The sequence below is a fragment of the Flavobacterium sp. ZB4P23 genome, assembly GCF_003970375.1.
GTDB lineage: Bacteria > Bacteroidota > Bacteroidia > Flavobacteriales > Flavobacteriaceae > Flavobacterium.
The window spans coordinates 740,918-753,653 of record NZ_RYDK01000001.1 but is presented as its reverse complement, the minus strand read 5'-3'; the positions used below and the strand labels follow the sequence as shown (position 1 = coordinate 753,653).

The following is a 12,736-nucleotide window of genomic DNA, read 5'->3' as shown; positions in this document are numbered from 1 at the left end:
TACGCTTTTCCTGCCGAGCAATCGGCAGGAAGAAACTTTCTAATACTTTTTATTTTCTTTATCTCAGTATGTTAAGAAATTATGTAACTGATGTTTATAAGATATAAACAACATTACAATAATTGCCCAAAGCAATTATAACCTCTTAAGGTGGTTATTGCGGCGGGGCTCACCTCTTCCCATCCCGAACAGAGTAGTTAAGCCCGCCTGCGCAGATGGTACTGCAGTTATGTGGGAGAGTATGTCGTCGCCTTTCTTTATTTGAACCCCAGTCTGAAAAGACTGGGGTTCTTTTGTTTATAGATACCACGTGTTCGCCCTGCGGGCTCGGTTCGTCGCCTTTCTTTGAAAACCCCTATTCCGATAGGAATAGGGGTTTTTTGTTTTAAAAAATTATGTTTTTTTTTGTTTTGTTTCATTGTTGTCCGATAAAAAAGAAGCCAAATTAATGGCTTCTTAAAAATCATCGTAATTTTGAGTTGCAAAAATCAAATAACGATGGGTAAAAATAAGTATTTTTCGACTAAATCTGTTTTCGGACAGTTGATTTCTTTAATAGATGATTCAATGATTCAGAAAGCTGTTAAAAAGCATGATTCCGATAGGTATGTCAAGCATTTCAAATGGAAGGATCATTTGTTTAGTATGGTTTTTGTTGTTTAGAAAAGTGTAATTCTTTGAGTGAAGTTGTCGGAGCAAAAGTTTAATTTAATATTGTTAAACAATTTTAGGAGGTTGCCAGAAGTCAGCTGCGAATTGAGAAGTAAAAACTGATTGGTAAGTAAAATTTTGGTTAGTTGAAATTTCAGGTTTAGATATTTCAGCAAGTTGATTTGTAGAACATTGCAACACACAAGAACTGCAAACTTGAAAAGGATTACAAGATTTTCCCGAACGGTCGTCTTTTTGTTTTTGTTGGCTGGATGATTTTTCGTTGTCAGCAATCGGTTTGGATTGTCCGTCACAACAAGTTTGTTCATTGTTATTTTGCAATGAAATCAGATCTATTGCTGGCTTAATAGGGAGGAATAAAATTATTGTTGCTAATATGAGTGTTGAAAATTTCATTGCTTTGCAAATATATGACGTTTATATATTAGTTGTGTGAAATGATTCGAAACCGTATAAAAAATAGATAAACCGACAAAAGAGTACATCAATCCCAAAAAAACAAAATTATTGTTTGTACATTTGCAACGATGAAAGGATACATTAAAATAGTACTTCTAATTCTGATATCGTGTTGCTATATCAACACCGTATTTGAATTTTCGGATACCGAGGAGAAGTCTAATTTTGAAAATGAAAGTCACGCCTATATTCAACAATTTAGTAACATAACCCTTGCAAACAGCGTAACACAAAGTATTCCGAATTGCGACATTAATTGTGATACGCCAATTCAATGCCATTTAAGTGTAATTCTACCTGCATCAAAATGCAATTCATTCTACAAAAGCTCTTTCTTTTCAAAACCGGATAGGCTTTTTATCCTATATTCTTCTTACTTGATTTGATGATTTTTTGATTTGACTTTTTTTGGCAATTGCTACGCAGTTGCCAGTTTTACTATTTCAGAACAATTCTATTTAAATCAAAAATGAAAAAAATAATATTCATTCTTTTGCTATTTCCATTTTTAGCAACAGCCCAAAACACTTTTAAAGCCATTATCAAAGATGAAAAAACAAAAGAAGCCCTTGATAGCGTTTCTGTATTCTTAAATGGAACTCAAAAAGGCTCAACTTCTGACGAAAAAGGATTTGTAGTTCTTGAAAACATCCCCAACGGTAAACAAACCATTGTGTTCAGTTCTTTTGGTTACCGAAAAATTGAAAGAAATATTTTATTTCCTCAAAATGAAACCATTGAAATATTTCTTGAACCAACATCGGAAGAATTAGAAGAAGTTAAAGTTACCTCAACAAGAAGTAGCCGAACAATAAAAAACACTCCGACTCGAATCGAAGCGATTGCAGCGGGCGAATTAGAAGAAAAATCTTCAATGCAACCCGGAAATATCAAAATGTTACTTACCGAAAGTACAGGAATTCAAACCCAACAAACTTCCCAAGTCTCGGGAAGTGCAAGTATTCGCATTCAAGGATTAGACGGAAAATATACGCAACTTTTACAAGACGGATTTCCTTTGTACTCGGGTTTTGCAAGTGGCTTGAGTATTTTACAGATTCCGCCACTCAATTTAAAGCGTGTAGAAGTTATCAAGGGTTCAACATCGACCCTTTACGGGGGTGGAGCAATTGCGGGATTAATAAACCTGATTACAAAAGAGCCTACTGATAAAAGAGAAATTTCATTTTTGGCGAACGTAAATCAAACACAAGCGTTAGATTTAAGCGGTTTTTATGCTGATAAATACAAAAAATCAGGACTTACAATGTATGTTTCGAGCAATTCTCAAAATGCTTATGATGTGAATCATGACGGATTTTCAGATATTCCAAAATTTGACAGATATACCATAAGTCCAAAATTTTTCTATTATCCAAACGAAAAAACAACATTTAGTTTAGGTGTAAATGCAGGATTTGAAAAACGAATTGGAGGAGATATGCAAGTGATTGATAACAAATCAGATGCTACGCATACGTTCTTTGAGCGAAATAACAGTAATCGATATTCGACACAAGCAAAATTTGAAAAAACATTTGACAATAAAAATATATTGACAATTAAAAATAGCGTTGGATATTTTAACCGAAAAATAGAAAAACAAACTTATAATTTTGAAGGGCAACAAGTAGCTACTTTTACAGAAGCCAATTATTTAATCCCTAACGAAAAATCAGAATGGAATTTGGGAGCGAATTTAGTTTCGGATAATTTTAAACAAATGAATTTAGTGGCTGACAAGTTAGATTATTACAATGCTGCCTTTGGTGTTTTTGCTCAAAACAATCTGAACATAACCGAAAAATTCATTTTGGAAAGTGGATTGCGTTTAGACATTACAAACAGAAGCAATGTTTTTGTTTTGCCTCGTCTGTCATTATTATATAAAATCAACGAAAAATTATCTTCACGATTTGGCGGTGGTTTAGGTTACAAATCACCTACCATTTTCTCGGAAGAAACCGAAGAAAAATCATTTCAAAATATAAATTCACTTGACTTTTCAAAAGTAAATCCTGAAAAATCGTATGGATTAAATGCTGATATTAATTACAAAACTACCATTTTTGATGAAGTAAGTTTTGCCATTAATCAAATGTTTTTTTACACCATTATCAAAAATCCGTTGGTTCTTAATCCAGTTCCCCTGACGGTAAATTATGCCTTTGAAAATGCCAACGGAAATATAGAAACCAAAGGTTTTGAAACAAACGTAAAGCTTCGTTTTGAGGATATTTCTTGTTACATTGGCTACACTTACATTGACGCTCAGAAAAATTTTGATAATAATTCAACCATAAATCCATTAACGGCAAAACATCGAATAAACGCAAACGTAATGTATGAATGGGAAGAAAAATTGCGAATTGCTTACGAGGTTTTTTATGTTGGAAATCAGTATTTGACAAACAACGAAAAAGTTAGGGATTATTGGGTTATGGGAGTTTCAGGAGAATACAAATTCAAGTATTTTAGTTTATTTTTGAACCTTGAGAACTTTTTGGACAGTCGACAATCGAGAAATGAAAACATGTATTCTGGGACAATTCAAAACCCACAATTTAGGGAAGTTTACACGCCAACAGACGGATTTATTTTAAACGGTGGAATAAAAATTAAGCTGTAAAAAACCAAATGAAAACAAAATTAATCACACGAACCGTCTGGATATTACCCCTGATGACTCTGATATGTCGGTAACGATAGCGGAGATTTGCAATCTGTGCCCGAAAACTGAATCAAGTAAAATAAAAAAGCCACTTCATTACGGAATGGCTTTTGGTTTTTATAGCGTTGATACATTTTTAGCAAAAAAGTCTTTGAATTTTTTATTGATGAGCATCTTTTCAATGAGTTTAAAGATGGTTTGTTTGTCATCTTCTTCGAGTTGCTGGATTAAATATTTTAGCTTGATGGATTAATAATTAAAGATGCGTAAGTTGGTTTTTTAGGAAAGAGCATTAAAATCAACATCGCGTATTTTTTGAATAGTAACTTTTTGCAAAACTAACGGATGGTTATTTTGAAAAAAATCTACAAAATCAATTTTTACTACCCACCTAAATAAGTACATTTATGTTGAAAAAGAGAACCCAAAATTTATCTTAATCAACAGTAATAAGTGCAAAAAAATGAAGTTATTGTCTAAAACAGAATGTTACGCCAATAAAAAACACTTCTTATTAAAAATAGTTGCTAATTTGAATTTATAAAACCAATCAAACGCTTATTTTTGCGCTATGGCAAAGAAAAATACAGACAAAGTTGTCTTTCATCAAATAAAAGTCCTTGATGCTGGTGCAAAAGGCGTATCGGTAGCAAAGGCTCCCGATGGTAAAGTAGTTTTTATCCCGAATGTGGTTCCGGGTGACGTGGTTGATGTGCAAACTTTTAAGAAGCGCAAGGCGTATTACGAGGGAAAAGCAGTTCATTTTCATGAATATTCGGAGCATCGTGTTGCACCTATTTGCGAGCATTTTGGTGTTTGTGGCGGTTGTAAATGGCAGAATATGAGATACAGCCAACAATTATATTACAAGCAAAACGAAGTGAAAAATCATTTGCAACGCATTGGAAAAATAGAACTTCCTGAATTTGAGTCAATTCTTGGTTCGGAAAAGCAATTTTTTTACAGAAACAAAATGGAATTTTCATTTTCGAACAGCCGTTGGTTGACCGAAGCGGAAATTGGCAGCACCGAAGATCTAGGAAATAGAAACGCACTTGGTTTTCATATTCCGAAAATGTGGGATAAAATTCTGGACATCAACAAATGTCATTTGCAAGAAGATCCATCGAATGCCATTAGAAACGAAGTAAGAGACTTTGCCAATGCGCATGGACTGACTTTTTTTAATCCAAGAGCACATGAAGGTTTGCTTAGAACGCTGATGTTGCGAACCGCTTCTACAGGTGAAATCATGGTTTTAATCCAGTTTTTCGAAAACGATAGAACCAACAGAGAATTACTTCTGGATCATCTTTACGAGAAATTCCCGCAAATCACTTCGCTGCAATACGTTATCAATAATAAAGCCAACGATACTTTATACGACACCGATATTAAATTATATAAAGGAAGAGATTACATCTTGGAAGAAATGGAAGGATTGAAATTCAGTATTAACGCCAAATCTTTTTATCAAACTAATTCTGACCAAGCCTATGAATTGTATAAAATAACGCGCGATTTTGCCGGACTTACCGGAAACGAAATTGTGTACGATTTATACACCGGAACTGGAACAATTGCACAGTTTGTATCTAAGAATGCCAAAAAAGTTATTGGAGTTGAAAGTGTTCCAGAAGCCATTAAAGATGCCAAATTAAATGCGGAACGCAATGAAATTACTAATTGTGAGTTCTTTGTAGGTGATATGAAAGTGGTTTTCAACGATAGTTTTATAGCACAAAATGGACACCCTGATGTGATTATTACTGATCCGCCAAGAGACGGAATGCATAAAGACGTAATTGAACAAATCATGAAGATTGCGCCTGATAAAGTAGTTTATGTCAGTTGTAATTCGGCAACACAAGCGCGTGATTTGGCGTTGATGGATGAGAAATACAAAGTGACCCGGGTACGTCCTGTGGATATGTTTCCACAAACACATCATGTAGAGAATGTTGTACTTTTAGAAAGAAGAAAATAGTGGTCAGTTTGCAGTTTTTAGTATTCAGAACTTAAATTACGGAACACTAAAAACGGCACACTGAACACTGAATAGTATTATATGAAAAAAACATTTGTATTGTTATTGTTTTTCGTTTTCGCTTTCTCCAGTTGTGAGAAAGATGATATTTGTGATGCAAATACCCAAACTACTCCAAGATTAGTGATAGAGTTTTATGATTTTTCAAATCCTTCTGTTCTAAAAAATGTAACAAATCTAAAAGTAGTTGGTGAAGGAATGACGGATGGAATTGTTTTTAATGGTCTCCAAACTACAAGTGCAAATAAGATTTCGATTCCATTGAAAACAGCCAAAACTAGCACCAGTTATAGTTTTACGCTGAACTCTGGAAATCCTAATTCAGCATTGGTTGATGAAGATAATATACAATTTAAGTATACTACACAGGAACTTTTTGTCTCCAGAGCCTGTGGCTACAAAACAATATTCACATTGGATCCAACAAATCCATATACACATACTGATGCAACAACGGCAAATCAAAAATGGATACAATTTATATCGGTTGAAAGAAGTAACATCGAAAATGAAAATGAAATACACATTAAGATCTTTTTTTAGTTTTGGTCTCCTGTTGTCGTTGACTTTGATGCAAGCGCAAGAGAAAACACCTGTGAAAGATAGCACGAAAACTACCCAAACAGATGAAATCATTCCCGAAACTCCATTGCAGCGGGTTGGAATCAATACGGAACCAAAAAATAACGATTCGATTCCCATAAAAACAGATCGCTATGGGATACGTGTAGGAGTTGATTTATTCAAACTGACGCGAGCTTTATACGACCAAAATTATAAGGGAATTGAATTTGTAGCCGACTATAGGTTGACTAAAAAATATTTTTTAGCGGCCGAAATTGGTAATGAAAATAAAACTACAGCTGATGATCGCGTCAATTTTACCACCAAAGGTTCCTACATAAAAGCCGGTTTTGATTATAATGCTTATGAAAACTGGCTGGATATGGAAAATGTGATTTCTATAGGAATGCGCTACGGTTTTAGCACATTTAATCAGGAATTAAACAGCTATCGCATCTACAATGCAAACCCTTATTTTGGTGAAGTCCCGGAAATTGTATCCGGCAAAAAGTTCAGTGGACTATCCGCCAGCTGGATTGAAGTGGTGGCTGGAATAAAAGCTAAAGTATTTGACAACGTATTTATGGGATTCAGCCTTCGATTGAACCGATTAGTAACCAATAAAGAACCGGAAAATTTCTCTAACTTATATATTCCCGGATTCAACAGAACTTATGATGGCAGTTTTGGAGTAGGATTCAATTATACGGTGACGTATTTTGTCCCTATTTATAAGAAAAAAGTAGCACCTTTTGCAGTCCCAAAAAAGTAGAAAAAAAAATAACCGCTAATTCGCTAATTTTTATTTAGTGCAAAAAATTGGCAAATTAGCGGTCACTATTTTAAAAATAGAATGTCTTAGGATTTCTAAACTATCCTATTTCCTTAATTCCTTTCATCAAAATCCACTTCATGAATAATTTCTCTCCGTCTTTGGTTTTTATCGCATGGAATTTTGGTGATAAAAGTGTTCCTATGACAAATGCAGTTAACGGAATCCATAATCCGGTTAAATTCGTGTAATGTTCCACTACATATCTCGCAGAAATAAATAAAATCGCAAAACATCCCAATTGATATAAGAATGCTCGTATTTGTAATTTAGTCATTTTTTAAGTTTTAAAATTTTAAATTCAAAGGTCGAAAGTAAAAACAGAATACTAGTTTATTCAGCATTATCAGTTGTTACCTGAAACTTTGTTCTTTTACTGCCTTCATACATTTCGTATTTTACCAAACGGGCTTCTAAGCCGGCATTGAAAAGTTTAATTTTTCTGGAAGGTTTTAGCCCTACATATTTCAAAGCTTCCAAGTTTGCTGTAATCATCCAGGCATTCGTGCCAGGATAGTTTTTCTTTAAAGTATCGCCAATGTTTTTATAGAATTCTTCCATGTGAATATCCAATCGCTCATCATACGGCGGGTTGAAAACAATATGAAGTTTCCCTTCGGAAGACTTCTCGGTATCAAAAAAGTTTTGTTCCTCGATAGAAATATACTCCTCCAGATTGGTATTCTTGATATTGTCTTTGGCTTTTTGAACGGCACTTGGTGCTTTATCATAGCCTTTTATGGTGTAATGAAACTCCCTAACGCGTTTTAGTAAACTGTCTGAAATACTATCAAACAAATCATTGTCCCAATCGTTCCATTTTTCGAAAGCAAATTCCTTACGGTTGATATTTGCCGGAATATTACAGGCAATCATTGCTGCTTCAGCCAGAAATGTTCCGGAACCACACATTGGATCTAAAAAATCCGTTTGACCGTCCCAACCAGAAAGCAGTAAAATTCCTGCAGCCAAAACCTCGTTGATAGGAGCAATATTGGTAGCAGTTCTATATCCACGTTGGTTCAACGGATTACCTGATGTATCCAGTGCTACTGAAACCTGGTCTTTATCAATATGAATATTGATTCTCAAATCAGGATGTACTTTATCAATGCTAGGTCGTTGCCCAGTTCTCTCTCTGAACTGATCCACAATTGCATCTTTACATTTTTGAGAAACAAATTCCGTGTGATTAAAATATTCTGAATGCACGGTGGTATCAATCACAAAAGTCTGATTAGCACCAATCAATTTAGACCAATTGACTCCCGAAATTCCTTTGTATAAAGCCTGTTCATTATTAGCCTTGAAAAAATAAATTGGCTTTAGGATTTTCAAAGCCGTGCGCAAAGATAAATTCGCTTTGTACATGAACCCTTTATCGCCTTTAAAACTTACCATTCTCACACCTTGCTCTACGTTTTGTGCACCAAGGATTTGCAATTCTTTTGCTAATATTTCTTCAAAACCAAAAAAGGTTTTGGCAATCATTTTATAATTATTTTCCATTTGCGCCCTTTACCCCTCAAAGGGGAAATTGTTATCGTTATATTTGGCAAAAATACACTAAATTTGCATCAATCGAATTAATTGAAAAAGAATAAATGTCTGCAGCACAAAATCCGCCAACTGAAAACCAACTTAAATCAACTGAAAACTGGTATACTTCCTGGTTTGACACTCCGTATTATCACATTCTGTACAAAGACCGAAACTATAGAGAAGCACAGATTTTCATGGATAATTTGACGCATTATCTCAACTTGCCTGAAAAAGCTAATGTATTGGATTTAGCCTGTGGCAAAGGCAGACACTCTATTTATTTGAATCAATTAGGTTTTACGGTTTTGGGTGCGGATTTATCAGAAAACAGCATTGCCGAAGCTACTAAAAATGCAAATGAAACCCTTCATTTCAAAGTACATGATATGCGGGAACCTTTTGATGAAAAATACGATGCCATTTTTAATTTATTTACCAGTTTTGGTTATTTCGAAAATGACCAAGATAACCTGACTACGCTAATCGCAATCAAAGAAAGCCTATCGGAATATGGATTTGCTGTGATTGACTTTATGAACGTCACCCAAGTTATCGAAACACTGGTTCCCGAAGAAACTAAAACGGTCGAAGGAATCGATTTTCACATGAACCGTTATCTGAAAGAAGGATATCTGTATAAAGAAATTAAATTTGAAGACAAAGGACAAAAGTTTCACTTTACCGAAAAAGTTAAAGCATTAAACCTAAAAGATTTTGAGATGTTAATGGAAGAAGCCGGTATTTATTTGTTAGATATTTTTGGCGATTACAAATTAAAAAAATTCCATAAAACAGATAGTGAACGACTAATCATGATTTTCAAATAGTTGTTGGGTTAATTGGTTAATCGTTTATAAGGTTAATCAAAAAAATAAACCGGAAGAAAATCAACAAATAAACGATTCAACAAAGAATATGAATTACCTTTTACCTTTACTTTCCGTACTTATAGGATATAGTATCGCCTTGGTTTTAAAACCAAAAAATAAAACCAATCTAAAATTACTATTGGCCTTTAGTGGTTCGTTTCTGCTTTCCTTGACCGTAATGCATTTGTTGCCAGAAGTTTATGAAATTGTAAATCCAACTATCGGACTCTTTATTATGCTTGGAATATTGTTCCAAATTATATTGGAATTTTTCTCAAAAGGTGCTGAGCACGGACACGTACACGGATATGAAACCATGACCCAAATCCCGTGGTTATTGTTTATCAGTCTTTGCATTCATGCCTTTCTGGAAGGATTCCCGGTAAGCCATCATCATGATTTAGCGGTAGGAATTGCCATTCATCATTTGCCTATAGCCATTATTTTGACTACTTTTTTCATCAATTCAAACCTGAATAAAAAGGCTATCTTTTTCTTCATGATCACTTTTGCAGTCATGACGCCGTTGGGAACTGTTCTGTCGGATTATTTGCCCATATTAAACGATTATTATACTGAAATCACAGCCATTGTAATTGGGATATTATTCCATATCTCTTCCACCATTATTTTTGAAAGTAGTGAAGGACACAAGTTTAACATCGCCAAAGTTTCCATGATCGTGATAGGAATTGCGCTGGCGTATTTTATATAATTTTACAATTTGGGCGTGACCGCAAGGGTCGGGCTATATGTTGCAATCTTTTTTATTCCGCTGTCGCTACATAAAAAAGGATTTCCACTTCTATCCCTCACGCAAGAAATAAATGTACGGGCACCTCGCGAGTTGTCCCTTCAAAAAAAATAAATATGGAATTCAAAAAAACCACCGAGCAATCCTCAAAATACGATCATTTAGAAAAAATGTCGGTTCAGGAATTGCTTTCTAATATCAATCAGGAAGACAAAACCGTTCCTCTTGCCGTAGAAAAAGCCTTGCCACAAATAGAAACTTTAGTGACTGAAATTGTTACCAAAATGAAACTCGGCGGACGATTATTCTACATTGGCGCAGGAACATCCGGTCGTATCGGGATTCTTGATGCATCGGAATGTCCACCAACTTTTGGAGTCCCTTTCAATTTAGTAATCGGGATTATTGCTGGTGGAGATACCGCAATCCGCAAAGCCGTAGAAAATGCCGAAGACAATACAACTCAGGCTTGGATAGACTTAAAAGCTTTCGAGGTAAATGAAGATGATGTAGTTATAGGAATAGCAGCTTCCGGAACAACACCTTATGTTATTGGAGGATTGCAAACTTGCAACGAAAATAATATTACTACAGGAAGTATTTCTTGCAATGCAGGAAGTCCGCTTTCGCAAACCGCAAAATTCCCTATAGAAGTAGTTGTTGGGCCCGAATTTGTAACTGGAAGTTCCCGTATGAAAGCAGGTACGGCACAGAAACTGGTACTCAACATGATCTCAACAGCCACTATGATTCAGCTGGGAAAAGTAAAAGGCAACAAAATGGTCGACATGCAACTGAGCAACAGCAAACTCATAGATCGTGGCATAAAAATGATACTGGGAGAAATTTCTGTTTCCTATAAAGAAGCTGCCGAATTATTAAAAAAACACGGAAGTGTGCGAAAAGCAGTTGATAATTACAAAAAGTAACACTTGTTTTTCAACATATCGATTACCTTTGAAGAGTAAACCTATAAACAAGAAAAATGGCAACCAACAAAGAACTTTTATCTAAAGGAATTAAATATTTGGCAGGTGCTTTGCCTTTGCTGTTTATTGGTCCAATTGTCATTACTAATGCTTTTATGAATCAACACAATGTTTGGCACTATTTAGTTTTAGCAATAGGTATCATTACCTGCATCAGTGCAATGTATTTGATGTATTTGGGACTAAAAACAATTATGAAAAGTTTATTTAATGACTAATGGAAAACCTAATTCACGTTCAAAAAACATTCGAAAAAATTATTTACGTCGATAAAAAAGTGAATAACAGAGAATTTGAGGATTGCGTTTTTAGAAACTGCGATTTATCCAATAGTGATTTTTCTTATAGCAGTTTCATGGATTGCGAGTTTATTGATTGCAATCTTGCGATGACTAAATTATCAGGAGCAAGCTTAAAAGGGATACAATTCAAAAACTGTAAATTACTTGGAATTCAATTTGAAGAATGTGATGATTTCTTGTTTAATGTCAGTTTTCAGGAATGTGTTTTGGATTATTCTTCGTTTGCCAATAAAAAAATGCCAAAGACAAAATTCATTTCCTGTTCGTTAAGAGAAGTAGGTTTTGTTGGGACCAATCTTACGAGTTCCGTTTTTGACAATAGCAATCTGGATGGTGCTGTTTTTAATAATACGCAATTAGCTGGAGCCGATTTTTCAAAAGCAACTGATTTTAAAATTGATCCCGAATTCAATCCGATGAAAAAAGCAAAATTTTCGACACAAGGAATTATTGGTCTTCTGGACAAATATGATATTAAAATACAATAATCTACTACCCCAGATGGAAGTGAAAACCAAGCAAGGCTTAAAGCTATTTTTTCTTGACTAAAAAGAACGACTATAAGAAGTTCCTTTTTTGTCAATAGAAAAAAAAATTAAGCCTTGGGAGTTGCAACGCACAGCTGGATTAGGTACTAAAAAAAATAAAAATGAAAAAAATAATATTTCTTCTCCCACTGCTATTGCTGTTGTCTTGTTATACTACAGAGCGCAACTGCAAAGATTTTAAAACCGGAAAATTCAAATTTGAATATGACGTAGACGGTGTTACGAAAACGGCTTTTTTTGAGCGCAACGACAGTATTGAAATTGAGACTTTTGAAGGAAAAACGGATACAGCTTCCATTCGTTGGATCAGTGATTGCGAATATGTACTGCAAAAACTGCATCCTAAAAACATGGCTGAAGAAAAAGCTATTGGTATGAAAATTTTGACTACATCAAAAAAATCGTATACCTTTGAGTTTGGAATGGTTGGTTCTGATGCCAAACAAAGAGGAACAGTAACAAAGATTTCGGATTAAATATTTTAAAT

General features: G+C 34.6%; 14 protein-coding genes and 1 rRNA gene. 12 read left to right on the top strand and 3 right to left on the bottom strand.

Features of this window, described 5'->3' with window-relative positions:
• Positions 1-146 precede the first annotated feature (146 nt).
• Together rrf and EKL99_RS14865 are read left to right on the top strand one after the other, a co-directional pair.
• A 5S ribosomal RNA gene (gene rrf, locus EKL99_RS03210) occupies positions 147-256 on the top strand.
• Between the two features lie 242 nt (positions 257-498).
• Positions 499-663 carry a DUF4372 domain-containing protein gene (locus EKL99_RS14865; RefSeq protein WP_370453898.1) on the top strand — a complete coding sequence of 55 codons (165 nt, stop codon included), beginning with the start codon at positions 499-501 and terminating at the stop codon, positions 661-663.
• A 54-nt stretch (positions 664-717) separates the two neighbouring features.
• Here the strand turns inward: EKL99_RS14865 and EKL99_RS03200 are convergent, their stop codons facing one another.
• Entirely contained in the window at positions 718-1,068 is a 351-nt protein-coding gene (locus tag EKL99_RS03200) for a hypothetical protein (protein WP_126576380.1), read from the bottom strand.
• A gap of 532 nt (positions 1,069-1,600) precedes the next feature.
• On the opposite strand from EKL99_RS03200, the gene EKL99_RS03195 reads away from it, so the two are divergent.
• The 4 genes from EKL99_RS03195 to EKL99_RS03180 all read left to right on the top strand — a co-directional run bounded on the left by EKL99_RS03195 (position 1,601) and on the right by EKL99_RS03180 (position 7,185).
• Positions 1,601-3,760, top strand: coding sequence for a TonB-dependent receptor (locus EKL99_RS03195; protein WP_126576379.1), 2,160 nt, complete (start codon positions 1,601-1,603; stop codon positions 3,758-3,760).
• Positions 3,761-4,373: 613 nt separating this feature from the next.
• Entirely contained in the window at positions 4,374-5,789 is a 1,416-nt protein-coding gene (gene rlmD, locus EKL99_RS03190; protein WP_126576378.1) for a 23S rRNA (uracil(1939)-C(5))-methyltransferase RlmD, read from the top strand.
• Positions 5,790-5,870: 81 nt separating this feature from the next.
• Positions 5,871-6,392 (top strand): DUF6452 family protein, encoded by a 522-nt coding sequence (locus EKL99_RS03185; RefSeq protein WP_126576377.1) that lies wholly within the window; start codon positions 5,871-5,873, stop codon positions 6,390-6,392.
• On the top strand, positions 6,364-7,185 hold the full coding sequence (locus EKL99_RS03180) for a DUF6048 family protein (RefSeq protein WP_126576376.1): 822 nt from the start codon (positions 6,364-6,366) through the stop codon (positions 7,183-7,185). The genes EKL99_RS03185 and EKL99_RS03180 overlap by 29 nt, the downstream gene beginning before the upstream one ends.
• Positions 7,186-7,285: 100 nt before the next feature.
• On the opposite strand, the gene EKL99_RS03175 is transcribed toward EKL99_RS03180, so the two are convergent.
• Both EKL99_RS03175 and EKL99_RS03170 read right to left on the bottom strand, forming a co-directional pair.
• Positions 7,286-7,522 (bottom strand): hypothetical protein, encoded by a 237-nt coding sequence (locus EKL99_RS03175; RefSeq protein WP_126463073.1) that lies wholly within the window; start codon positions 7,520-7,522, stop codon positions 7,286-7,288.
• A gap of 56 nt (positions 7,523-7,578) precedes the next feature.
• Positions 7,579-8,754, bottom strand: a complete 1,176-nt coding sequence (locus EKL99_RS03170; protein ID WP_126463071.1) for a class I SAM-dependent RNA methyltransferase — start codon at positions 8,752-8,754, stop codon at positions 7,579-7,581.
• A gap of 95 nt (positions 8,755-8,849) precedes the next feature.
• On the opposite strand from EKL99_RS03170, the gene EKL99_RS03165 reads away from it, so the two are divergent.
• From EKL99_RS03165 to EKL99_RS03140, 6 genes are all read left to right on the top strand, one after another.
• Positions 8,850-9,614, top strand: coding sequence for a class I SAM-dependent methyltransferase (locus EKL99_RS03165; RefSeq protein WP_126463070.1), 765 nt, complete (start codon positions 8,850-8,852; stop codon positions 9,612-9,614).
• Positions 9,615-9,702: 88 nt separating this feature from the next.
• Entirely contained in the window at positions 9,703-10,371 is a 669-nt protein-coding gene (locus tag EKL99_RS03160) for a ZIP family metal transporter (protein ID WP_126576375.1), read from the top strand.
• A gap of 155 nt (positions 10,372-10,526) precedes the next feature.
• Positions 10,527-11,339, top strand: a complete 813-nt coding sequence (gene murQ, locus EKL99_RS03155; protein WP_126463066.1) for an N-acetylmuramic acid 6-phosphate etherase — start codon at positions 10,527-10,529, stop codon at positions 11,337-11,339.
• Between the two features lie 56 nt (positions 11,340-11,395).
• Positions 11,396-11,617 (top strand): DUF6095 family protein, encoded by a 222-nt coding sequence (locus EKL99_RS03150; protein WP_126463064.1) that lies wholly within the window; start codon positions 11,396-11,398, stop codon positions 11,615-11,617.
• Positions 11,617-12,189 carry a pentapeptide repeat-containing protein gene (locus EKL99_RS03145; RefSeq protein ID WP_126463062.1) on the top strand — a complete coding sequence of 191 codons (573 nt, stop codon included), beginning with the start codon at positions 11,617-11,619 and terminating at the stop codon, positions 12,187-12,189. Before EKL99_RS03150 ends, EKL99_RS03145 begins: the two co-directional genes overlap by 1 nt.
• Positions 12,190-12,350: 161 nt before the next feature.
• Positions 12,351-12,725: a DNA topoisomerase IV gene (locus EKL99_RS03140; RefSeq protein WP_126463060.1), complete on the top strand. Its 375-nt coding sequence runs from the start codon at positions 12,351-12,353 to the stop codon at positions 12,723-12,725.
• The last annotated feature ends 11 nt before the right edge of the window (positions 12,726-12,736 follow it).